23 protein-coding genes are annotated in these 21,374 nt (G+C 54.5%); 5 read left to right on the plus strand and 18 right to left on the minus strand.

Features of this window, described 5'->3' with window-relative positions:
• Positions 1 to 196 precede the first annotated feature (196 nt).
• Together PUR_RS20110 and PUR_RS20115 are read left to right on the plus strand one after the other, a co-directional pair.
• Positions 197 to 862: a LexA family protein gene (locus PUR_RS20110; protein ID WP_232101579.1), complete on the plus strand. Its 666-nt coding sequence runs from the start codon at positions 197 to 199 to the stop codon at positions 860 to 862.
• A 23-nt stretch (positions 863 to 885) separates the two neighbouring features.
• A complete protein-coding gene (locus tag PUR_RS20115) occupies positions 886 to 1,221 on the plus strand; it encodes a hypothetical protein (protein WP_179036774.1) in 336 nt (111 codons plus the stop codon).
• Between the two features lie 88 nt (positions 1,222 to 1,309).
• Here the strand turns inward: PUR_RS20115 and PUR_RS20120 are convergent, their stop codons facing one another.
• The gene (locus PUR_RS20120; RefSeq protein ID WP_179036775.1) at positions 1,310 to 1,666 is read right to left on the minus strand and encodes a hypothetical protein; all 357 of its coding nucleotides are present in this window, start codon (positions 1,664 to 1,666) and stop codon (positions 1,310 to 1,312) included.
• Between the two features lie 151 nt (positions 1,667 to 1,817).
• Here PUR_RS20120 and asnB point away from each other — a divergent pair, with 151 nt between their 5' ends.
• Together asnB and PUR_RS20130 are read left to right on the plus strand one after the other, a co-directional pair.
• On the plus strand, positions 1,818 to 3,662 hold the full coding sequence (asnB, locus tag PUR_RS20125) for an asparagine synthase (glutamine-hydrolyzing) (RefSeq protein WP_179036776.1): 1,845 nt from the start codon (positions 1,818 to 1,820) through the stop codon (positions 3,660 to 3,662).
• Positions 3,663 to 3,886: 224 nt separating this feature from the next.
• Positions 3,887 to 4,711 carry a CPBP family intramembrane glutamic endopeptidase gene (locus tag PUR_RS20130; protein WP_179036777.1) on the plus strand — a complete coding sequence of 275 codons (825 nt, stop codon included), beginning with the start codon at positions 3,887 to 3,889 and terminating at the stop codon, positions 4,709 to 4,711.
• Between the two features lie 74 nt (positions 4,712 to 4,785).
• On the opposite strand, the gene PUR_RS20135 is transcribed toward PUR_RS20130, so the two are convergent.
• The 7 genes from PUR_RS20135 to PUR_RS20165 form a co-directional block, all read right to left on the minus strand.
• Positions 4,786 to 5,622 carry an aldo/keto reductase gene (locus tag PUR_RS20135; RefSeq protein WP_179036778.1) on the minus strand — a complete coding sequence of 279 codons (837 nt, stop codon included), beginning with the start codon at positions 5,620 to 5,622 and terminating at the stop codon, positions 4,786 to 4,788.
• A gap of 225 nt (positions 5,623 to 5,847) precedes the next feature.
• The gene (locus tag PUR_RS20140; RefSeq protein WP_179036779.1) at positions 5,848 to 6,312 is read right to left on the minus strand and encodes a cupin domain-containing protein; all 465 of its coding nucleotides are present in this window, start codon (positions 6,310 to 6,312) and stop codon (positions 5,848 to 5,850) included.
• Between the two features lie 115 nt (positions 6,313 to 6,427).
• Positions 6,428 to 7,360: an SPFH domain-containing protein gene (locus PUR_RS20145; RefSeq protein ID WP_179036780.1), complete on the minus strand. Its 933-nt coding sequence runs from the start codon at positions 7,358 to 7,360 to the stop codon at positions 6,428 to 6,430.
• A gap of 4 nt (positions 7,361 to 7,364) precedes the next feature.
• Positions 7,365 to 7,793, minus strand: coding sequence for an NfeD family protein (locus PUR_RS20150; protein WP_179036781.1), 429 nt, complete (start codon positions 7,791 to 7,793; stop codon positions 7,365 to 7,367).
• A 284-nt stretch (positions 7,794 to 8,077) separates the two neighbouring features.
• Positions 8,078 to 8,725: an XTP/dITP diphosphatase gene (locus PUR_RS20155; RefSeq protein WP_179036782.1), complete on the minus strand. Its 648-nt coding sequence runs from the start codon at positions 8,723 to 8,725 to the stop codon at positions 8,078 to 8,080.
• A 1-nt stretch (position 8,726) separates the two neighbouring features.
• Positions 8,727 to 9,485, minus strand: a complete 759-nt coding sequence (gene rph, locus PUR_RS20160) for a ribonuclease PH (RefSeq protein ID WP_179036783.1) — start codon at positions 9,483 to 9,485, stop codon at positions 8,727 to 8,729.
• Positions 9,486 to 9,674: 189 nt separating this feature from the next.
• Positions 9,675 to 10,862, minus strand: a complete 1,188-nt coding sequence (locus PUR_RS20165; RefSeq protein WP_179036784.1) for a GerMN domain-containing protein — start codon at positions 10,860 to 10,862, stop codon at positions 9,675 to 9,677.
• Positions 10,863 to 11,136: 274 nt separating this feature from the next.
• On the opposite strand from PUR_RS20165, the gene PUR_RS20170 reads away from it, so the two are divergent.
• A complete protein-coding gene (locus tag PUR_RS20170; protein ID WP_179036785.1) occupies positions 11,137 to 11,736 on the plus strand; it encodes a phosphatidylglycerophosphatase A family protein in 600 nt (199 codons plus the stop codon).
• A gap of 89 nt (positions 11,737 to 11,825) precedes the next feature.
• Here the strand turns inward: PUR_RS20170 and PUR_RS26405 are convergent, their stop codons facing one another.
• The 10 genes from PUR_RS26405 to nifE all read right to left on the minus strand — a co-directional run bounded on the left by PUR_RS26405 (position 11,826) and on the right by nifE (position 21,327).
• On the minus strand, positions 11,826 to 12,413 hold the full coding sequence (locus PUR_RS26405) for an MBL fold metallo-hydrolase (protein WP_332107951.1): 588 nt from the start codon (positions 12,411 to 12,413) through the stop codon (positions 11,826 to 11,828).
• A complete protein-coding gene (locus PUR_RS26410; RefSeq protein WP_332107914.1) occupies positions 12,301 to 12,837 on the minus strand; it encodes an MBL fold metallo-hydrolase in 537 nt (178 codons plus the stop codon). Before PUR_RS26410 ends, PUR_RS26405 begins: the two co-directional genes overlap by 113 nt.
• Entirely contained in the window at positions 12,838 to 13,572 is a 735-nt protein-coding gene (locus PUR_RS20180; RefSeq protein ID WP_179036786.1) for a class I SAM-dependent methyltransferase, read from the minus strand.
• A gap of 235 nt (positions 13,573 to 13,807) precedes the next feature.
• On the minus strand, positions 13,808 to 15,517 hold the full coding sequence (locus PUR_RS20185) for a glycoside hydrolase family 13 protein (RefSeq protein ID WP_179036787.1): 1,710 nt from the start codon (positions 15,515 to 15,517) through the stop codon (positions 13,808 to 13,810).
• A 233-nt stretch (positions 15,518 to 15,750) separates the two neighbouring features.
• A complete protein-coding gene (locus PUR_RS20190) occupies positions 15,751 to 16,896 on the minus strand; it encodes a homocitrate synthase/isopropylmalate synthase family protein (protein WP_179036788.1) in 1,146 nt (381 codons plus the stop codon).
• A complete protein-coding gene (locus tag PUR_RS20195) occupies positions 16,893 to 17,648 on the minus strand; it encodes a HesA/MoeB/ThiF family protein (RefSeq protein WP_179036789.1) in 756 nt (251 codons plus the stop codon). Before PUR_RS20195 ends, PUR_RS20190 begins: the two co-directional genes overlap by 4 nt.
• A gap of 79 nt (positions 17,649 to 17,727) precedes the next feature.
• Positions 17,728 to 18,288 (minus strand): DUF269 domain-containing protein, encoded by a 561-nt coding sequence (locus PUR_RS20200; RefSeq protein WP_179036790.1) that lies wholly within the window; start codon positions 18,286 to 18,288, stop codon positions 17,728 to 17,730.
• The gene (gene nifX / locus PUR_RS20205; protein WP_179036791.1) at positions 18,272 to 18,673 is read right to left on the minus strand and encodes a nitrogen fixation protein NifX; all 402 of its coding nucleotides are present in this window, start codon (positions 18,671 to 18,673) and stop codon (positions 18,272 to 18,274) included. The genes PUR_RS20200 and nifX overlap by 17 nt, the downstream gene beginning before the upstream one ends.
• Positions 18,648 to 19,976: a nitrogenase iron-molybdenum cofactor biosynthesis protein NifN gene (gene nifN, locus PUR_RS20210; RefSeq protein ID WP_179036792.1), complete on the minus strand. Its 1,329-nt coding sequence runs from the start codon at positions 19,974 to 19,976 to the stop codon at positions 18,648 to 18,650. Before nifN ends, nifX begins: the two co-directional genes overlap by 26 nt.
• Positions 19,966 to 21,327, minus strand: a complete 1,362-nt coding sequence (nifE, locus tag PUR_RS20215) for a nitrogenase iron-molybdenum cofactor biosynthesis protein NifE (RefSeq protein ID WP_179036793.1) — start codon at positions 21,325 to 21,327, stop codon at positions 19,966 to 19,968. The genes nifN and nifE overlap by 11 nt, the downstream gene beginning before the upstream one ends.
• Positions 21,328 to 21,374: the final 47 nt, after the last annotated feature.

Genomic DNA, 21,374 nt, shown 5'->3' on the forward strand with positions numbered 1-21,374 from the left:
TATGTATTTCAACAACGTTATCTATTATATAACGGGTGTGCTGAAGAGATCAAGTTTTGACGCGTTACAATTCTTCGAAATATTGGAGACGCGACAACGGAGATAATAAGACACACGATCAAATTATTATTGATTATGTGTCTTTTTTTGGTATAATTGATTCAACAACTTACTCGTATTATTAAAAAACAAAGGCGTGAGTACAATAAACCATGCTCAGGATATTTCCCGGTTCTATGAAATTGTCGGCGGCAATATTCGCAATTATCGAAATATTGGACAGCTCAGTCTGCAAGCCCTTGGCGATGCGCTCGGTCTGACGAAGAAGACCGTCCAGCGGTATGAGACCGGAGAAATCAAAGTAGATATGGACCGGCTGGCGGAGATCGCTTCAGCTCTGAGCGTTGAGCTTGCCGCGCTGCTGGAAGGAACGGAATCTATGCTGGGCGCGGAGCCGAGGGCAGCCGAACTGGTGCGGCTGCCTGTTGCGGGCAAGGTCTCTTTTAACAACGGCGATCTCCAGTATCGCGAAATTAAAGGCTATGAAGCCACACCCAAGGCTTGGGTGAATGAAGGCGAACATTTCTATCTTCAGGCAAAAGACGACTGTATGGCCGCCGCCGGCATTATCCAAGGCGATTTGCTGCTGATTCAAAGACAAGACAAAATAGCAGACGGCGAGATTGCGGTCGTTCTGGTTAATGGTGAACCGGCGCTTCGTCGGGTGTATTGTCAGGGCGATCATTTTATTCTTTTATCCGATAACGTCAAGCTTTCCCCCATCATACGCGAAGCCGGCGCGAGTTACGGAACCGATATCAGAATAGTCGGAAAAGTCTTAAAGTCCATAGCTACCTATTAACATTTCTAAGGAGGCGGCTAACCATGAGCGAAGCAATGTTCGAACTGATTTTAAACGAACTGAAGGAGATTAATACGGTACAGCACGAGATGAGAGTACAGCAGCAGGAAGTTCGGGCAGAGCTACAGGAAATGCGGGCGGAACGGCAGCAGATGAGAGCCGAGCATCGGACCGACTATGGCGAGCTTAAGCAGGCTCTCTTCGAGACGCTTGAGACGGTAAAGCGTATTGAAGCGGCGCAGCAAGCATTTGAGCAGGCAACCGCCAAGCAGATCATTCCGCTTGAATCCGGTCTGGAGCTCCTTAACCGCCGCCAGTTTAAGCTGGAGGTTGAAATGGATATATTGAAGAGCCGCTGATTCGCAGCAATGTTTTGCACATACATCAAGGGAGTGCTCTTTTAGCCTTGCCGGCCAAACCACACTCCCTTTAATATTTTTGGTTAATTTATGAATACTCCTGAAACCGCACCCCCAGCTGTTTTTTCAAATCCCCGAATATCAGCAGCTCCCGTTGAAATTTGTCCCGCTCCTCCTCCGGGCTCATGACCGGACTGCCTGGAAATGCGCTCGATGTCACATCGACAAAGGCGTCATGCATATTATTGTCATACCAATCGGTGGCCGTATCGGCGTCATTGGTCAAAATACGGACAATTTCGTACCCCTCTTCCCGCTTGTCTTCCACAATATAGACCAAAAGCGCAGATTCGCCCACGGCCCCCGGCAGCACCCCCACTTCGGCGCAGGGCGCTCCGTCATATTTAAGCATTCTGCGTATTTTGGCATCCTTAATATAATACATCGGTCATCCTTCCTTCCAAGCCATATTTCCCCCTCTCTAGTGTTCGGATAAGGACATACATTTTATGCCTTCCTTCGGCATATATCTGTATTAATTGGCAAAAAGATAGGGACACCACACTTAGGCTACCCACAAGAGAGGATGAACCGTCATGTGCGGAATAACCGGATTTATCCAGTGGCGCGGAGATCTGACCCAACATTCCCAGCTGCTGGTCAAAATGACTGAAACATTGGCGAACCGCGGTCCGGACGCGTCGGGTACATGGATTTCGGGCCCTATCGCATTCGGACACCGCAGACTCAGCGTTATCGATCCCGAGAACGGCGCACAACCGATGATCGCCCGCCATGAAGACCAGGTTTATGCCATTGTCTACAACGGAGAATTATATAATGCCGCCGAATTAAAAAATGAGCTGAAGCTCCGGGGGCATGAGTTCCGCACCCAGTGCGACACCGAGGTGCTGCTGCATGCTTACATCGAGTGGGGTCCGGACTGCGCCGGGAGGCTGAACGGTATTTTCGCCTTTGCCGTCTGGGACGGACTTCGTGAGCAGGTATTCTTCGCGCGCGACCGGTTGGGCGTGAAGCCGCTGTTCTTCAGCAAGGCAGACGATACCCTTATCTTCGGGTCAGAGCCGAAGGCGCTGCTTCAACATCCCAAGGTCCGCCCGGTCGTTGGACCGGAAGGGCTTGCGGAGATTTTCATTGTCGGTCCGGCCCGGACGCCGGGACATGGCGTATACAAGGATCTGTCGGAGCTTCGCCCCGGCCATGCCATGATCTACAGCCGCGAGGGTCTACGGAGTTATGCCTACTGGACGCTGGAAAGCTCTCCCCACACGGACAGTCCGGAAGAAACAGCCGCCAAGGTGCGGGATCTTCTTCAGGATACACTGGAGCGCCAGTTGGTATCCGACGTACCCGTCTGCTCCTTGTTATCCGGCGGTCTGGATTCGAGCGCGTTGTCCGCGCTTGCCGTCGACTATTATAAACGGACCGGCCAAGGACAGATGGACACCTATTCCGTCGACTATGTCGACAACGACAAATACTTCAAAAGCCATTCCTTCCAGCCGGGAGCCGACGGACCCTGGATTAAACGGATGGTTGATGAGCTGGGAACCCGCCATCATTATATACAGTTCGACACGGATGAGCTGGTGGAAGCGCTTGATAATGCGCTGTTCTCCCGCGATCTGCCGGGTATGACGGATGTCGATTCGTCGCTGTATTTGTTCTGCCGGGAAATTAAAAAAGGCGCCACGGTCGCGATTTCCGGCGAAGCGGCCGACGAAATATTCGGCGGATACCCCTGGTTTCACCGCGAAGAAATGTTGTCCTCGGGAACTTTTCCATGGGCAGTCGCTCCCAAGATGCGGTCCGGTCTGCTCTCACCCGAAATTCGGGAATGGATTCGTCCGCTCGAATATTTGGGCGACAGATACAGCGATGCGGTGGCCGAGACGCCAAAGCTTGAAGGCGAGACCGGCAAACAGGCGCAAATGCGGGTGATGTCATACCTCAATATAACCCGGTTTATGCCGACTCTGCTGGACCGTAAAGACCGGATGAGCATGGGTGTCGGTCTTGAGGTGCGCGTTCCTTACTGCGATCACCGGCTAGTACAATACGTCTGGAATATTCCCTGGGAAATTAAAACCGTAGGAGGCAGGGAAAAAGGTATCCTGCGTAAAGCTCTTGAAGGGGTGCTGCCGGACGATGTGCTGTACCGTAAAAAAAGCCCCTATCCCAAAACACATAATCCCGCCTATCTGAATACCGTACGTCAGCGGGCGCTCAGCATTCTCGACGATCCTTCTTCGCCGATTCTGCCTTTGATCAATTCCGCCAAAATCCGCGAAATTGCGGCATCGCCGGAGTCCTCCAGCAATCTGCCCTGGTTCGGTCAGTTGATGTCCGGTCCGCAGCTGTTCGCTTACCTGGCCCAGGTCGATCTCTGGCTGCGCACTTACAATATTTCAATCGAGTAGAAGCGGTCAGCCGCTAAAACAACGATCCTTTTCCAATTAAACCCGCCCGCGACCCGTAAATACCATTCATTTTTCAAAAAAACAGCCTGCAGGAAGCTATCCGTCTTAGCGCCCTGCAGGCTTAATGATTTTCCCCGCAAAAGGTGACATTTGCCGTATACCTGTTAAAGACCTTGCTCCCATTATGGAGATAGAGCATCTTCTATATGAAGGAGTTGGTATTCATGAATTCCTGCTTGTCCCCAAGCCGGAAGCCCGGAAGAAACAGGCTGACTCTGTTTCTGTCTGTCGCTTTCGGTTTTACCTGGGCCTGCTGGCTCCCGCTGCTTGCGAACAGACAGTTCGAGGCCCATCTCCCCGTCCTGCCCGGACAGTTCTACCTGGGCTCGTTCGGGCCGCTCGCCGGAGCCGCAGCGGCAGAACTGCTGCCCGGCGGCAAAGGATTCTCTGCTTGGATCAAAACGGCTTTTTCCTTCTCCTTCCCCCGAAAATGGCTGCTGACTGCAGCCGGACTTCCACTCATTTACGGGTACATTGCCATTTTGGCCCATCGCCTCTTTACCGGGAGCTTTCCGGATATGCACCGGTTCGGGCTTACCTCCGATCTCCCCGCCGGCTTTAACGTCTGGGAAACCTCACTTGTCTGGATGCTCACCTTCGGCATCGGCGAAGAGAGCGGCTGGCGCGGCTTTCTTTTGCCTGAACTGCACCGCCGCCGGTCCTTATTCGCTTCCGCCCTCATTGTGGCCGCCGTCTGGATGCTCTGGCATCTGCCCGCATTCTGGTTTAACGAAAGTTATCTCGGCATGGGCTTCGGCGTCATCGGCTGGGGAATCAGCCTGACCTACGGTTCCGTTGTACTCGCCTGGATTTGCGAGGGAAGCCGGTGGAGCATCATTCCGGTCATTCTCTGGCACGGCATCTTCGATACGCTCACAGCCGGCGATCAAGCCGGACAGGTCATGGCAATGGTCTGCAGCATGCTGGTCATTGTCCAAGGGATACTCCTGATGAAAAGACTGGGACGAACCCCCAAACTTCATGACTAATTTACAAATAAAATAAAGGATGCCTCCGTAGGCCGTGTAAAACGGCTGGAGACATCCTAGAGCTGAACTGCCTGTTAGAAATCGAAATTATCCGGGTCGGGACCGTATCGGTGGTTCTTGTTCAATCCCTCAATAGCTACAACATCTTCATCGCTAAGCGTAAAGTCAAAAATACCGGCATTCTCACGGATGCGATCGGCATGAATGGATTTAGGAATCGTAATGACACCTTGCTGGATATCCCAGCGGAGAACGATTTGGGCAGGCGTCTTTCCGTATTTTTGCGCGAGATCCTGCAGCAGCGGAATATCCAGGTTGCCCTGCAGCAGCGGGCTCCACGCTTCGAGCTGAATATTCTGATCCTGGCAGTATTTGAGCAGCTCGCGCTGGGTCAGCAGCGGATGGAATTCCACTTGATTGACCACGGGCACGACGCCGGTGTCCTCGATAATGCTGTTCAAATGATGAGTCTGAAAATTGCTGACACCGATCGATTTGACAAAACCTTCTTTTTGCAAATGAACGAGCGCTTTCCATGTCTCGCGGAACTTATCCTTAACCGGCCAGTGGATCAGATACAAGTCGATGACATCCAGACCGAGCTTCTTGCGGCTGGACTCGCAGGCCTTCAAAGTCTGCTCATATCCTTGTTCATCATTGAATACTTTGGTGGTGATAAACAGTTCCTCGCGGGACACTCCGGCTTCTTTGATGGCTTGCCCTACGCCTTCTTCATTCTTGTAAGCCGAGGCCGTATCAATACTGCGGTAGCCGATTTCAATCGCCGATTTGACCGCATGGATAACTTCATCGCCGTCTTTGGTCTGCCATACTCCAAGCCCCAGCCACGGCATCGTTACGCCGTCACTCAGAGTAGGTCCGCCGGTAAAAGGTCCATTCAACTGACTCATCGTTTTTCCCTCCAGATTCGTATATGGATTGGATTCTACAAAAGTGTTTAACCGCGTATGCTGTCCTTCTAAGCAGGATTTCCAAAATCAAGTATACCAGATGGATTACCGGCAATTCAAAATTCGGTGCTTTCTTTCATTCTTTCATATAAAAAAACGGAGCTTGCGCTCCGTTCTTACCGCAACCATTTCGCTGGCCCGGCTGGTTCCAAAAGGAACCCGGCGTTATTCCTCCGGCTTGCCGATCAGCCGGAAATCATCGTAGTGGAAGCCCGGGGCCACCACACAAGATACAAGGACCGGTTCGTCGCCGAGCGGTCTTGCGGCCTGCCATACTCCGGCGGGTACGAGTGCCTGCGGCTGCTGGCCTGCGGCGATATCGAGGCCCAGTATAATTTCCTCTACTTCGCCGGGATGTTCTTCGCTGCCGCCAAGGCTTAATGCAATCGGACCGCCCGCATGCCACAGCCAATGCTCATCCGACAGGACGGCGTGCCACTGTGAAACCTCGCCCGGGTGCAGCAGAAAATAAATAGTGGATGCCGCAGGACGGGGGCCGGAGTAGTCTTTGCCCAGGAGATCCCGGGGAATTTGAACGGATGATTGCCAAATTTCCTTAAACCAGCCACCTTCGACATGGCGCTCAAGGCCGAGCAATTCCACAAAAGGCGAAAGTTCTTTTTGCGTCACGATGGTCTTCTCTCCTTATAAATAGGTCTAGGGCCAATGACCCTACTTTAGCCGAAAAAGCCGCAATTGTAAAATAGAACCCTGTAAGACCATGCCGTGTATGACCATGCCGTGATTATTTGTCCTTTCCCGCTTTAAACACTTCGGCAATCGCGCCCACACTTCCGAGGGTCCTGACGACGTCGCTCGGCAGGAATACCTTGTTGGCCGGCCCTTTGGCGATTTCCCCCAAGGCTTCGAATGATTGATACGCCAGCACCTGCTCATCCAGCCCCGCGCTTCGGATCAGCTCAATCCGCAGCTTCTCCGCCTCCGCGACCGCCTGAATGGCCTTGGCTTGGCCGAGAGCCTCCAGCTCCTGCGCTTGCCGCAGACCTTCCGCTTGATGAATCCGCGCTTCTCGGTCTCCCTCGGCTTTCAGGATTTTGCTCTGTTTATCGCCCTCCGCGCGCAGGATCATATCCTGCTTGGCCGCTTCCGCCTCCAGAACGATGGCACGCTTGTTCCGTTCCGCCTTCATCTGTTTATCCATCGCTTCCTGAATGTCCACCGGCGGCTTGATATCAATCACCTCGACCCGCTCAATCCGCACGCCCCATTTCTCCGTCGCTTCGTCGAGGGCGAGGCGGATTTCTGTCGAGATTTTTTCCCGGCCGGACAGCGTCTCGTCAAGCTCCAGCTTGCCGATAATTTGCCGCATGGTGGCCGTGCTGATGTTCCGCACGCCGTATACATAATCGGAAATGCCGTAGGTCGCTTCTTCCGGGCCCACGACCTGATAGAAAATAATCGTATCGATCTGCACTTGAACATTGTCCTTCGTAATCACCGTTTGCGGAGGCACATTCGCCTGCTGAATCCGCAGATCGTGATAAACCCGTACCTGATCGATGACCGGGATCAGAATATTCAGACCGGGCGTCAGCAGCCGGTGGAATTTCCCCAGGCGCTCAACGACGCCAACCCGCTGCTGCGGAACGATTTTGACCGTCAGCGCGATAAATGCGACCACTACAACCAAGACTACTACAATAACCGCCAATTCCATTTTTTCATACCTCCCAGCGTTCTACTTCGATAATGGCGTTTCCCCTGCCGATCACTCTAACCTTCTCATCCGCAGCCAAATTCTGCGCCGATGTAGCGCTCCATGTATCGCCTCCGACTTTGACCTGTCCGTAGCGGCCCTGCTCAATAGGCTGAATGACGATCCCCTGCTTGCCGACAATATCGGTGCCGATGTCCTTGAATCCCCGTGAAGCGCGGAAGCGCGACACCATCGGTTTCGAGAACAGAGTAAGTCCAAGCGCGACCAAAGAGCCGGTCAGCACCTGCATCAATACAGCGTCCGGTGCGGCGAGCGACACAAGACCGGCAGCGGCGGCGCCGATGCACAGCCACAGAAGGTAAAAAGTGAGCGTCAGCATTTCGGCAACCAGCAAAATGCCGGCGGCGATGAACCAGATCATCCAACTAACCAAAGCTGTCACCTTCTTTTTCGCTTTATACTAACAATAACGAAAAGAAATCTTCTGCGTTGCATCTTTTTGCATAGCAATGAACAGCTGCTATATTCATTATATTTCTGCAGATGCGGCGTTATGATGACAACGAAATTCTTCACCATTGCGACTTCCGATGACGGGCATCGGGGGAACGAAAAAAGCCTCAAGCCTGAATTTCGCGAAAGCGACAGATTCAGACTTGAGGCCTTGCTTGAAATATCAGAAAGTATAAGCTTCGCTCTTATCTTTGTTCTGATATATTATTGTCCGGCGCCGTCCTCCGGGTGTACGGCCAATTTCTCCGTCAGGAGGCGCAGCGCCATTCCCCTATGGCTGACCGACTGTTTCTCTGCCAGCGTAAGCTCGGCCATCGTCTTCTCGAACCCCGGAAGATAGAACAAGGGATCGTAGCCGAAGCCTCCTCCGCCAGCGGGCTCGGAAGTAATCCAGCCTTCCACAGCGCCTTCGGCTGTAAGTTCTATGGCCGTGGACGGGTCGTACAATGACAGGGCGCAGACGAACCTCGCCGTACTGAGCAGCGGCTGTCCGGTATCCTCGCCCTGCTTCAGCCCCTCCAGCTCGCTTAACAGCTTGAGGTTATTGTTCTCGTCCGAGGCGCCTTCGCCCGCATAGCGGGCGGAGTATACGCCGGGGCGGCCGTCAAGCGCATCCACGCAGAGGCCGGAATCGTCGGCAAGCACAGGCAGACCGAGCGCTTCGGCGATTTGCCTTGATTTCTTCAGCGCATTCTCCGCAAAGGTCGTCCCATCCTCAACAACGTCCGGCAGCTCCGGATAATCGAACATGCTTTGTATCGTCAAGCCAAACGGCGCAAAAGCATGCTGAAACTCGCGTACCTTGCCGGCATTTTTGGTTGCGACGATAAGAATACCGTTTCCGGAGATCATGCTATACCTCCTGGCCAGGCTGGCCGAAAGGAATTTTGAGCGCGATCGGTCCCAAAGCTTCTTTCTGGGCGGTGATCAGCTCGAGAATCCCTTTTTCGCCTAGACTCAGCAGATGATCCAGCTCCTTTCGCGAGAAAGGACGCTCTTCCCCGGTTCCTTGCAGCTCGACGAATTCACCGCTTCCGGTCATAACGACGTTCATGTCGACCTTCGCTTTGGAATCCTCGTCATAATTCAGATCAAGCAGCGGACGATCTCCCACGATGCCGACGCTGATCGCCGCCAGATAGTCGGTGATGGGAAACACGCTGAGACGGTGCTGCAAGGCAATTTTGTTCACGGCAAATGCCAGCGCGACAAAAGAACCCGTAATCGACGCGGTCCGCGTACCGCCGTCCGCTTGGATGACGTCACAGTCCAGCGTGATGCTCCGTTCGCCCAAAGCCTGCAAATTCACTACCGAGCGAAGCGCCCGTCCAATGAGCCGCTGGATTTCCATGGTGCGTCCGGTCAGCTTTCCGCGCGCAGCTTCGCGCTGATTGCGCGATTGCGTCGCCCGTGGAAGCATGGAATATTCCGCCGTCACCCAGCCTTTCCCCTGGCCCTTCAGAAAGGGAGGGACTTTTTCCTCTACGGTTGCCGTGCAAATGACCTTAGTGTCCCCCATTTCAATGAGTACGGAGCCTTCGGCGTATTTATTGGTTTGGGTCGTAATCTTGAGCGGCCGGAGCCCATCGTCGTTTCGCCCGTTTGATCTCATTTTGTCTGCCTCCTACATTTGTATAGCGTAAGCTTCGTTTAAGCATCCTTTATTCTACCAAAGTGCAGGCGCAAAAGCATCTTTTCGCCCTGGCGACCCGGGCGGCGGCCCGGCAGCACCGATGCCTGATTCCGCCCGTCGCTCGCAGAGCCGGAAGCCTACAGAACAAACCGAGTCTGACCTTCCTCTTTACAACGGAAGTTCATTCACATACTGCGGAGCCGAAACGGGCTTGCCGTAATCGACATTGTCGGTGCCGGTGACCGTCTGTTTGCCATTCATGCGGACCTGAACCATGGCGTCCTCCGAATTTTGGGCCACTGTGAGCACCACAGACTCCAGCAGCTCGGCGGGCACCTGACTGCCATCATCGAACATATCGTCGTTCAGCGATACGGTAACCACGCCGTTCTGCCCCTTCTCCACCGAATCCAGCGACGTCTCTGGGGTCATAACCGTTTCCAGTCCGTCCTCCGATTCGGGGCCTTGAATCAGTTCGTTCATCGCCGCTTTAAGCGGGTCCTGTCCCGGCGTCACGAACCGGGTAACGGGTACATAATATTGAACTCCGCTTGGCGAAGCAGCCGAGAAGTAGACGGTGACGGCGCTGGAATTCATCTTAGCCGGGCCCTGAGACGGCAGATTGATTCCCAGGCTACGGGTCAGCGGACGATCGAGCGGCGTTTCCTTGAGCGGCATTTCGTTCAGCTTTTTGCCGTCAACCCACAGCTGCACTCCCTTAATTCCTTCCTGCCCGGTCAGCGTCCAGGTAATGGCCTCCAGCAGCTTCCGTTCGTCTGCCGGAGCATAGGTGCCGAAATTGCCGCCAAACTCGGCGACGGCCAGATTATGGTCCACCGTCACGCTTTTGACTTCTGTGCCTTGGGGCAGGACCCCATGAAATCCGTCAGGCAGGCCCGCTGCGTAGGCTCCTTTGTCCACCAGAGCTTCGAGCGACTGTTTCAGCACTCCGTTTTGGTCTGCCGCTGGCAGACTGAGAGCGACGGGAGCAAGCAGGCCGTTATCATTCTGCAAATATACGGTCGTGCGCGGCGCATTGGAGTCGCTATCACCTTTGGCCCCCGACTTTGCGCTGCCGCTTGCGGCGTTATTCGCCGCGGTGCTTGAATCGGCTGCGCCCCCGCCTGAATCGCTGCCGGTTGAGCCGCTGTCCGCACCGTCCTCCGCAACAGGCGCGAAGACCCCGCTATCCAGCGTGTTATCGCTTGTCTGCAGCATTTGCGCCTCCACATCGCTTGGCGGCGGGTCAATGGCAGCCGATTTTTCCGAGCCGAACCAGCCGCAGCCGGACAGCGCCAGCGGAAACGCCAGCAGGCAGGCTGCGGAAACGCCAGCCAGTTTTTTCTTGTTTATCATCTTGTTTTGCCCCTTTCATAGATAATCGAACGGTTTGTACTGCTATGTATACGAGCCCCCCGGACAAAAAATAACAACGGCTTATCCAAAAATCGCTTACGCTTGCTTTTGACGGTGTCCAGCATCCCTTTTCCGCCAGGCAACCGCTTTCCGCATAAGTCTCCACTTCTGGACAAATACTTCCTGTACACGTACAATTTGACTACGGCGCAGCATGGTAGACCATGCCGCCATAGCAACGTCCAATAACGACAACTTAACGGGGTGACTGAACATGGCCGATGCAAAAATCCCTTACAGTCTGAACAGCAAAGCCGTCGCGCAGGCAACGAGAGCTTGGCTTCACAAACGCGGGGTAAAGATCGAGGAAATTGCCGAGCTAGTCATGCTGCTTCAGCAAAAATATTATCCCAATCTAACCATGGAAGAGTGCATCCACAATATCGAGATGGTGCTCAGCAAGCGGGAAGTGCAGAACGCCGTCTTGACCGGCATCCAGTTGGACCTGCTGGCAGAAGAGGGCAAGCTGTTTCCTCCGCTGCAGGATATGATCGAGCATGACGAAAGCCTTTACGGCGTAGATGAAATATTCGCCTTTTCCATTGTGAATGTATACGGAAGCATAGGCTTTACCAACTACGGCTATATCGATAAGCTGAAGCCGGGCGTCCTGGAGAGGCTGAACGACAAGGGAACCGGGAAAGTGAACACCTTCCTGGACGATATCGTAGGCGCCGTCGCCGCTGCCGCAAGCAGCCGAATCGCCCACCGGAAGCAGGCGGAGCGTGAGCATGATCTCGGACTGCCGCATGAGCCGGAGGACAGCGAAGAGGCGGCAAGACGTTTATATGCGGAGAAGATGCAGACGGAATAAGGGCAAAACCTGGAGTTTCTACAATTAAAAAGCGGGACCGGGCAAGAGTCGCTCTTGTCCGGTCCCGCTTGTTTGTCTGCCGCATGAGATCAATAACCATCCATCTTATAAAACAGAATCTCTCCGTTCTTCTCCTCCGAGACGGCCCGGCCTCTGCGTTCCAATTCAACGAGGTGAGCCAGTGTCTCGCTCATGGCAAAACGCAGTTGATGAATGCCCGGTATCCGTCCCCGGAACAGCTCTCTGCACACCTCGAATCCGCTGCGCGGACGATCCGCCAGCAGCGACTCCGCCGCGTCCAGCCGCTCTTCGTGATGGAGCAGCAGATTGTCAATCCGGCCCGCAAAATAACCGAACGGCTCACGGTGCCCCGGAAACGCCGTCTTCACCGGCAGCTGCCGGAGCATGGACAGCCCGTCCATGAACGACCGCAAAGGCTCGGGATCACTGCCCGGAAGCAGGCTGACATTCGGGGAAATCTGGGGCAGCACGGCATCCCCGCACAGCAGCTGCCCGCTGCCCGGGTGGAAGAAGGACAGATGCCCCGCCGCATGTCCGCCGGTCTCAACCGGCAGCCACTCCCGGCCGCCCATGGCAAAAGACCGCTCCGTCTCCACATGTGAAACTTCCGGCTGCGGCGAAATCACAGGCCATATCGCGGCCTGATGCTCCCTCAGCTCCGCCACCCGCTGCTCCGGCATGCCGTGCCGGGCAAAAAACTCCGGCAGCGCCGACTCCATGACGGACGCAGGCCCCCACATCATCTCCGCCTCGGCATGCGCCCGCTTCGACATCCAGACTGCAGCCGCTGCGCTCCTGCAGCCAACCTGCCAATCCGTAATGGTCCGGATGGTGATGGGTGACAACGATCTGCTTCACAGCATTCCATGATGCTCCAAGCTCCCGATCCTCCCAGACCGCCTCCGCTTCCCGGCTTCGGGGCCCAGGATCGACCACGGTAATACCGCCGTCTTCGTCCCTGAGCAGATAGCCGTTCATCAGCAGCAGCGGCGGTGCCATCGGCACAAGCACCTGAATCAATCCGCCCTCCTGAATCTTATACCGGGCGGTTTCCTCCCGCCTGCTCTTGCCGCCGTCCATTTACGGACGCTTCCCTACGAAGATCATGCGCGGCGAGGTTTCCGCCTCATATTCATCCTCCTCGTAGCTCCCATGCACCGCTTCAAGGGAAAGACCGGCAGCCGCGAGCAAATCGCGGAACTTCTCCAGCGGGTACAGCTTCACCCGCTCATGGTATTGGCGCGGCGTCCCATCGATTTTGGACGTCAAGATGATGTCCTTCTTCACGTAGCCGTCCTCGATCCGCCGCTTCTCGTCAATCAGATTGTCGCCGTCTTCCCGGTTGGAATGCGGCACGAGATGCGCAATCACATAGGATGGATTCAGGAAATCGATGATAAACTTGCCGCCCGGTTTCAGCATCCGCCGGATTTCGCGCAGCACCTTCAGATGCTCCTCATCCTCCTCAAAATATCCGAAGGAGGTGAACAGGTTGACCACCGCATCGAAGCCTCCCTCAAGCGGCAGCTCGCGCATATCGGACCGGACCCAGGTCACGCGCTCCGCGCCTTCCTGGGCGCGCGCTTCGCGCAGCAGCGCTTCCGACAGGTCGATGCCGGTGACCTCGTAACCCGCTTCCGCGAGCGCCAGCGAATGCCGGCCCATGCCGCAGCACAGATCAAGCACTTTGGCGCCCGCCGGCAGGCTAAGCCAGCCGATCATCCGCTCGACTTCCCGCCGCGCGCCTCCGAAATCCCGGTGTTTATATACGATCAGATAGTCCTCGCCAAAGCTTTTTTCATACCATTCACTCATGTCCGGTCTCCTCCCGCAGTTCCCTTTTCATTCAGCCAATCTATGTATCTGCAAATGTACCGCTTATTTTACCCCCTTTTGCCGGCAAACTCAAAGCAGCAAGTCACTCTCACTCCATGAAAAATGCTGATAATCACTGGCGCAGATCGGTTTCCACGTCAGCCGGTCTTCCAAAAAAGCAGGTCCCCGGCGCTGCCGCCACCAGAACCTGCCCTGCAAATCTTTCGGTTAATTTCTAAACTCCCTCCGGCGCCCCCGGAATGGTTTTTATATAAACCCGCGCCTCGTACGGACGCAGCGGCAGCTTGCGGAGATCCTCGGTCTTTTCCAACGGATAATTGGAGATCAGCAGTTCCATTCCGTCCGGCGACAGATCCTGCGGCATTTCAAAGACCGGATTGCGGTCAAAAAAATTCAGAATAATCAAAAGCTGCCGATCCTCCAGCGTCCGGGTGAACGCATAAATTTCAGTATGAAGCGGCAGCAGCAGCCGGTATTCGCCATAGACGATCACCTTGTGTTTTTTTCGCAGCTCAATCAGCTTTTTGTAATAATGATAAATGGAATCAGGGTCCTTAACCGCCTTGGCAGCATTGATTTCCACATAATTCGAGTTCAGGTTGATCCAGGGCACTCCGGTTGTAAATCCGGCTCCCTCGCCATCGTCCCATTGCATCGGCGTCCGGGCGTTGTCCCGGCTCTTTTTGTGGATCGCCTTCATGATTTCCTCGTCCGAGACGCCGCTGTTGCGCCGCTCCTCATAGTAGTTGAGCGTTTCGACGTCGCGGTAATCTTCAATCGACTGAAACGCGGCATTCGTCATGCCAATCTCTTCGCCTTGGTACATGTATGGCGTCCCTTCCAGCATATGCAGAAACGTAGCCAGCATTTTGGCCGAGCAGTCCCGGTAGCGAACATCGTCACCAAACCGCGATACCGCCCGCGGCTGATCGTGATTGCACAAATAATTGGCGTTCCAGCCCCGGTTATGGAGAGTCGTCTGCCAACCGCTCATGATTTTTTTTAGCGCCAACAGATTCCATGGAACGATATCCCACTTCCCGCTGCCTGCCGAGGCGGCATCCAGAAACATATGCTCGAACTGAAACGTCATGTTCAGCTCCCGGCGTCCGTCGCCCACATACTCCAGCGCCTGCTCCGGCCCGAGGCCGGAGGTCTCCCCGACCGTCATAATATCGTAATAATAAAGCACCTTGTCATTCAGGTTTTGCAGCAGGGTGTGAACATGCTCCAGGTTGGAGAACATTTCGTAGGCCCGCACCGTCGTGGTGCCTTTTGGATTCAGGGCGTCGGGGAGCCCTTCGGCCTTGACAATATGCGCGATGGCGTCGAACCGGAAGCCGTCCACGCCTTTTTTCAGCCACCAGGCTACCATTTCATGCAGCTTATCGATGACGACGGGATTTTCCCAGTTGAGATCGGGCTGGAATCTGGAATACAAATGCAGGTAGTACTCCCCCGTCCGCTCGTCGTACTCCCACACCGAGCCGCTGAAATATGACTCCCAGTTATTCGGAGGGCCGCCGTTTCTGCCTTTTCTCCATATATAGAAATCGCGTTTCGGATTATCCTTCGACTGCCGGGATTCGACAAACCAGGGATGCTGATGGGAGGTGTGATTGAGTACCAGGTCCATCATCAACTTCATGCCCCGCGCATGGATCTCCCGAAGCATCAGGTCGAAATCCGCCATCGTTCCGAACTCCTTGCTGATGTCGCAGTAATCGCTGATATCGTAGCCGTTGTCATGGCCGGGAGACTTGTAGATGGGGCACACCCAGATGACATCCACTCCGAGATCCTTCAGATAGTCCAGCTTCGAGATGATTCCCCGCAGGTCTCCCCTTCCGTCGCCGTTCGAATCCATGAAGCTCACGGGATAAATCTGGTACACGACACTTTCCTTCCACCATTTCGGGTTCATGTCCCTGCCTCCTTGTGCGGACTGTACCCCGCTTGCGAAGTACATTTAATATATCTTAACCTTTCGCACGGAGACTAATAACAGTTCTTGAAAGCATTCAAAAAGAGGCCGATTCACAAGGACAGCTATGTCCCGTGAATCAGCCCCTTATTTCCTCCGCTAATCTGCTTCGCATGATCGCTTCCGTCCAGTCCTATTTCGGGACGATGACGTTCATGTCATCACCCGGGTTCTTACACCGCGTTTGGAGCCTGCTTCCGCTCTTCCAACAGCCATTTCACCAACAAGGATTCCGGCACATTCCCTTTGCTCGCCTCGGCATAATCCCGGACACGTACCAGCAGTCTGGCCGCCATCTCGGGGTCAGCTTCAAGTCCCTGTTTGCCAAGTACATGGGCAACGCCGCCCGTCCCGGAATGCTTGCCAAGCACAAAATTGTGCTCACGGCCGACTTCCGACGGATTGAAGGTCTGGTAAGTCTCCCTATCCTTCATCAGTCCGTCCACATGTATGCCCGATTCATGTGTGAAGGCTAGCTTGCCGACAATCGGTTTAGAGTCTCCAACGCTGCGTCCCGAAGCCGCGATTACCATATCCGCGGCAAGCTTAAGCAGCTCGGCTCGAATGGCGGTGTCGCCGCCGTACAAGTAACGCCAGGCCAGCGCCACTTCCTCCATCGGCGCATTCCCGGTGCGCTCCCCAATTCCCGCGACCGTCGTACTCGCCCACGTCGCACCCGCGGCGATGCCGCTCAGCGTGTTCGCGACAGCCAGTCCGAAATCGTTATGGCAGTGCACTTCAAGTTCCACATCCGGCGGTACAGCTCCAAGCAGGGCGCTTACCCGCTGAGCCATCTGTCCGGGATGATGTGCGGATACCGTATCCGCATAACGGAACCATCTTACGCCGCATTCCTTATAAAGACAATTGACCAATTCCACCAGAAAATCCATATCCGCACGGGATGAATCTTCCATACCGACCGACACGGTCATACCCAGTCCTACTGCATATTCCGCCGCACGAAGCAGCTTCGTTAAGCCTTCAACAGGCGTAAGCCCGAGCTTGCCGCGAAGCTGAACTTCAGAGACGGGAATGGAAACATGGCACCAATTCACTCCCGTCGCCCAAGCCTTGTCAATATCGCTTTTGAGCGCACGGTTCCAGGTCATCAGCTTGATGGGAAGACCGAGCGCGGCAATAGCCGCGATGTCCTCCTGCTCCCGTACTCCCATAGCCGGAATACCAATCTCCGCCTGCTCTACACCGCACTCCGACAGCAATCTTGCGATTTCCAGCTTTTCCGCCCTCGTGAATGAAACCCCAGCCGCCTGTTCGCCGTCCCTTAGCGTCGTGTCACATAGCTTGAGACTTTTCACGGTTTACCTCCTTCTCCGCAGCAAGCGCAATTCGGATTACGGGTAAGTCGGACACTGTAAGTGGTAAAGTCGAGTGAGTTAAAGCGATGCATAATGCCGGTATAGGCCGTTCCTACCCTTGTAATCCATTTTACGGCTTCCAGCGCAGCCAGGCAACCCGCAATACCTGAGGTTGCACCCAAAACTGGAAATCCCAAGGGCTCCCACTGAGGCTTGCTATCGGGGTACAAACACTCCAGACATGGCGTTTCTCCGGGAATCATCGTTGTAAGCGATATTTCAAAGCCGTACATCGCCGCTTCCACCATCGGCTTGCCGGCGTCCACACAGAGACGGTTCAATTCGTACCGCTCCGGAAAATCATAGCGGGCGTCGATGACAATATCGGCGCTCTCAATCCAAGGTTTAGCTTTGTCGTACTCAATCTTGGAATTGTAGCCCTCGATCTCCACCTCGGGATTGAGCCGCCGCAAATGCTCCACGGCCGTGCTCATCCGCTCCATTCCCAGGTGATCGTTATCCATCAGAATCTGCCGGTTCAAGTCCGGCATAACAATTATGCCTTCGTGCGCGAGTATCAGTTTTCCGACTCCGGCGGCTGCCAAATAAATTGCTGCCGTCCCGCCCAGGCCGCCGATACCCGCGATCATTACCGTCGCTTCTTTTAGCGCCTTCTGTCCGCTCTCTCCGAGCAGTTTCAACTGCCGTGCATACCGCTGCTGCTCCACCAATCCGGCCAATGCGTGCTCCATCGTCTTCTACCTCCGTTATCGCTCATGGTTTAATAGTTTCATATAGTATAGAATCGGAGGTGTTTCCTGACAGTGAAGTTTATCCCTCCAGACTGAGCAATCCGTGCACAGCAGTCAGTTCTTTATATTTATCCAAAAAGGCAAGACCCTCTTCTATGCAAGCAACCCCATAGGCAACCGTCTTGTCCAGGGAAGTGAACGGGAACGGAAAGCCTGCGCGGAGGCTCTTCATCACAAGGATAACGCGGCCGCTATAGAGCAGCCCGCGTCCGAAACCCTCAACGTTGATTTCCGCAGAGCTTTGAATCATCAAGCCGCAGTTCTCTTCTATCACGCCGGCGATGGCCTGGAACAATACCGGTACCTGGCGGCGGACCTCATCGGATGCGGTGCAGTTGAAGTCCGACTTAGCTTTATCCTCCGCTGATGCCAAGAACAGCTTCGCAATCTTCTCATCAGGAGTAAGGGCCGCATGCCGGCCGAAATAATCGCTTGCGCTAAGGAGATCGTTCAAACGGCGGATAAGATGAGCCGCCTTTTCAGGATCGGGGGCCGGTTTGGAACGGCGCTTCGGCAATGCCGGTTGTCTTTCAGCCGGTTGTTCATTCGCAGATGCGATTTCGTTAGCCGTTTGATCCATTAACCCCAGCTCCTTCCTCTTCCTCCGCGCGAAGCACCTTGGCCAGCCACATAGGAGGCTTGCCTTGCAGCATGTCCGCAAGCCGTTTTACCTGCTCATCAATCGGACTGCCAAATTGCACTTTGACCGGCATGATTTTGCGACGGGTCACCTTTGCCGCCGCCGAGGCTCCAATCTGCATCAGAAAGATCAGCGTGCAATCGGCAATAGCCTCGATCCGGCTGTCAATCTTGCCCATTTCATCCTGGGCTGCAATGTCGGGTATTCTGCGGAGCTCCACAAGCTCACTGCTGCTCTTTGTAATGTTATAAATGGCAAACATCGAACTTTGCCCGAAGTGGGCATTTACACGAACTCCGTCATCTGTGGCGAACGCGACTTTCACGATGCTCCGCCTCCCTTCTCATCAATAGATTGCCTGCTTTATTGGTCCACTCCATCGCACCGCGATAGCCGACGGAGACATTCATATAAGATCCAAGCTCATTCCAAATCGGGAAGCCCGCAGCCAGGAAAGCCGCTCCGATACGTTCAGCTCCTGCTATTCCGTGTGAACTGCTGATCCACAGATCGGCTCCGCTTCCCAGAACTTCGGCGTCATCCAGATCGCCGACCCATACTTCACGTTCCATTTCGGCTACTACCGGAGTTTCGTAGGAAGTAATGAGCGCTTTTTGTTCAACTCCCAGTTCATCAAGCCACTCCGATACGGAACGCAGATGATCCGGCTCAAGCGCAGCAAGCGCGGAGACGCCGGCGAACTGAAAGTGTGCATCAAGCATGCAGTCAAGCAGGTTTTCCCGCTGCCAACAGTACCGGATTGGAACAGGAACTCCGCTGATTTGATGCAGAAAATTCAGCAGCTCGTCGGATGCCTTAAGTCCCATCGTTCCCTGGAACACTTTGTAGGGCGTTCCCAGAGCGTTATGCAATCTTCTTGCCGGACGCTCCATGCTGGCGCCAAAGGCGATTGTAAGTCCCGACTGCAGGCTCTGCAGCATGGAATCCAAAGGAACACCGCCTCTGGTCAGCGGCGAGAATCCCGTAAGCAGATGCCCTGACAAAGAAGTCGAAATATCAGGAAGCGCGATAACCTCGAAGCCGAAGGAAGATACGATTTCCTTTAGCTCCATTACGTCACCGGGCGTGAGATACGAACCCGGGAGCAGCGTAATTTGGCGGGAATTCACGTTTCGCTGTCCCCTGAGACCAGCCTGCTGAATCAGTTCATCGACCATCGCTTCTACGGTTACGCTGTATCCCGATTCCAGCGATCCGCGAAAATCGGGCAGCGTTACAGAGAAGGCAAGCCCGCCGCGCATATTCCGCTCTCTCTTGTATGACTTCAGCATGCTCTGGTAATCCACTCCGGCAACATCGGTCAATTCAGTCCCGATAATCCCGATAATATCGGGGCGATGCTTGGACAGCACCGCATTCAGAGCCTCTTCTAAATTTCGGTTCGCGTCAAAAATAACGTCCATTTCCTGAAGCGCGGAGGTTTGCACCGCAATCGGTTCGCGAAAATGACGGGTTAGAAGCGCTTTGGGAAAAGCGCTGCAGCCCTGCGAACCATGGACAATCGGCATCGCCCGGTAGCAGCCCTGCATAGCCAGGACGCCGCCCAAAGACTGCCCGATTTTGAGGGGATTGACCGATACCGGTTTGCTTCGTCTCTTAACGGTCATAGTTGCCCTCCTTATCCCATGGAGCAGGCGATGACGCAAGCTTCCAGATCGGATTGACCATGGAATCTACCAGTTCCTTGGCCAGCCGAAGCAGACCTTCGTATCCCGCATAGGCTTTATGCCGCTCCTGGTTGATGTCCACAAACGGTATCTGTTCTTTCATTGCAACATACATATTCCGCCCGCCGGCAATCATAATGTCGGCTTTGCGTTCCTTCACCGTCTTGATAATGCGGCTTGCTCCGCCTTCCGGAATGTATTCCGTATCATCGCCTACCCGGTCGGCAATCCGCTGCACATCTTCATCCGAGCTTTTGTTGGTGCCTACGCCCACGACTTGAATGCCAAGTTCTTTCAGCGCCGAAATGACCGACCAGCTCTTTACTCCGCCTGTATAAAGCACCGCTTTTTTTCCTTTGAGAATTTTGCGGTACGGACGCAAATCATGAGCCAGCCTGTTCTCTTCGCGCTCTGTCAACCGGTCTACCCGGCGTTCCATTTCCCTGTCGTTCAGCAGGAAGGCCATCTGGCGCAAAGAATAGGTCGTCTCTTTCGCGCCATAGAACGATCCTTCAAAATACGGTATGCCGTACTTGGATTCCATCTGCTTCGCCAGTCCAAGCAGGGCGCGGCTGCATACGACCATATTGGCTTTCGCGCGATGCGCCCAAGTAATCTCCTTGTATCTGGCGTCGCCCGTAATGCGGGATAGAAGCGTAATTCCCGCTTGGTTCATCAACTTCTCAATGTCCCACATCTCGCCGGCGATGTTATACTCACCAATCAGGTTCACACCAAGCGGAGTCTCTTGCTCCGGTTCTCCCGTACCGATAACATATTGGAGCAGCGCATCGCCCGCGAGCCGGTTGCCGAGATTTTTGCTTCCGACAAAGCCGGGGCTGTTGACAGGCACTATCGGAATAGCCAGACGATCCGACGCCTCTTTACAGACGGCATCCATATCTTCGCCGATCAGCGCCGTAACACAGGTTGAATATACAAAGATAGCCGGAGGCGCAAAACGCCCGGCAATATAGTCGATGCTGTCTTTCAGCTTTTTTTCGCCGCCAAAAATGATGTCATTATTACTTAAATCCGTCGCAAAGCCGTATTGAGAGAGGCTGGGTCCACTCGAAAGGCTTCCCCGGCTTTCCCAACTGTTGCCGGCACAAGCGACCGGTCCATGCACGAGATGCGCAGCATCCATAATCGGAAGCAATGTAATTTGCGCTCCGTCGAAGGAGCATCCTCCAGCTGCCTCGCCCGGTTTTGGCCGTGGACAAGGCTTGGATTTGGGAGCCAGGCTCCCGCAGGCCTGATCGTCTAACTCTTCCTTTCGAATAGGCTCCATCGGATTATCATCTCCTTCGCTAAGACTCAGTGCTTCAATATTCATAA

Source organism: Paenibacillus sp. URB8-2, assembly GCF_013393385.1.
In the GTDB taxonomy this organism is placed as follows: Bacteria; Bacillota; Bacilli; order Paenibacillales; family Paenibacillaceae; genus Paenibacillus_AQ.

What these genes read in the sequence shown, in the direction of transcription:
- PUR_RS20115 (WP_179036774.1), top strand. Translation starts at nt 886, where the DNA reads ATGAGCGAAGCAATGTTCGAACTGATTTTAAACGAACTGAAGGAGATT.
- PUR_RS20120 (WP_179036775.1), bottom strand. Translation starts at nt 1,666, where the DNA reads ATGTATTATATTAAGGATGCCAAAATACGCAGAATGCTTAAATATGAC.
- asnB (WP_179036776.1), top strand. Translation starts at nt 1,818, where the DNA reads ATGTGCGGAATAACCGGATTTATCCAGTGGCGCGGAGATCTGACCCAA.
- PUR_RS20130 (WP_179036777.1), top strand. Translation starts at nt 3,887, where the DNA reads ATGAATTCCTGCTTGTCCCCAAGCCGGAAGCCCGGAAGAAACAGGCTG.
- PUR_RS20135 (WP_179036778.1), bottom strand. Translation starts at nt 5,622, where the DNA reads ATGAGTCAGTTGAATGGACCTTTTACCGGCGGACCTACTCTGAGTGAC.
- PUR_RS20145 (WP_179036780.1), bottom strand. Translation starts at nt 7,360, where the DNA reads ATGGAATTGGCGGTTATTGTAGTAGTCTTGGTTGTAGTGGTCGCATTT.
- PUR_RS20155 (WP_179036782.1), bottom strand. Translation starts at nt 8,725, where the DNA reads ATGATCTCCGGAAACGGTATTCTTATCGTCGCAACCAAAAATGCCGGC.
- rph (WP_179036783.1), bottom strand. Translation starts at nt 9,485, where the DNA reads ATGAGATCAAACGGGCGAAACGACGATGGGCTCCGGCCGCTCAAGATT.
- PUR_RS20165 (WP_179036784.1), bottom strand. Translation starts at nt 10,862, where the DNA reads ATGATAAACAAGAAAAAACTGGCTGGCGTTTCCGCAGCCTGCCTGCTG.
- PUR_RS20170 (WP_179036785.1), top strand. Translation starts at nt 11,137, where the DNA reads ATGGCCGATGCAAAAATCCCTTACAGTCTGAACAGCAAAGCCGTCGCG.
- PUR_RS26410 (WP_332107914.1), bottom strand. Translation starts at nt 12,837, where the DNA reads ATGGACGGCGGCAAGAGCAGGCGGGAGGAAACCGCCCGGTATAAGATT.
- PUR_RS20180 (WP_179036786.1), bottom strand. Translation starts at nt 13,572, where the DNA reads ATGAGTGAATGGTATGAAAAAAGCTTTGGCGAGGACTATCTGATCGTA.
- PUR_RS20185 (WP_179036787.1), bottom strand. Translation starts at nt 15,517, where the DNA reads ATGAACCCGAAATGGTGGAAGGAAAGTGTCGTGTACCAGATTTATCCC.
- PUR_RS20195 (WP_179036789.1), bottom strand. Translation starts at nt 17,648, where the DNA reads ATGGAGCACGCATTGGCCGGATTGGTGGAGCAGCAGCGGTATGCACGG.
- PUR_RS20200 (WP_179036790.1), bottom strand. Translation starts at nt 18,288, where the DNA reads ATGGATCAAACGGCTAACGAAATCGCATCTGCGAATGAACAACCGGCT.
- nifN (WP_179036792.1), bottom strand. Translation starts at nt 19,976, where the DNA reads ATGACCGTTAAGAGACGAAGCAAACCGGTATCGGTCAATCCCCTCAAA.
- nifE (WP_179036793.1), bottom strand. Translation starts at nt 21,327, where the DNA reads ATGGAGCCTATTCGAAAGGAAGAGTTAGACGATCAGGCCTGCGGGAGC.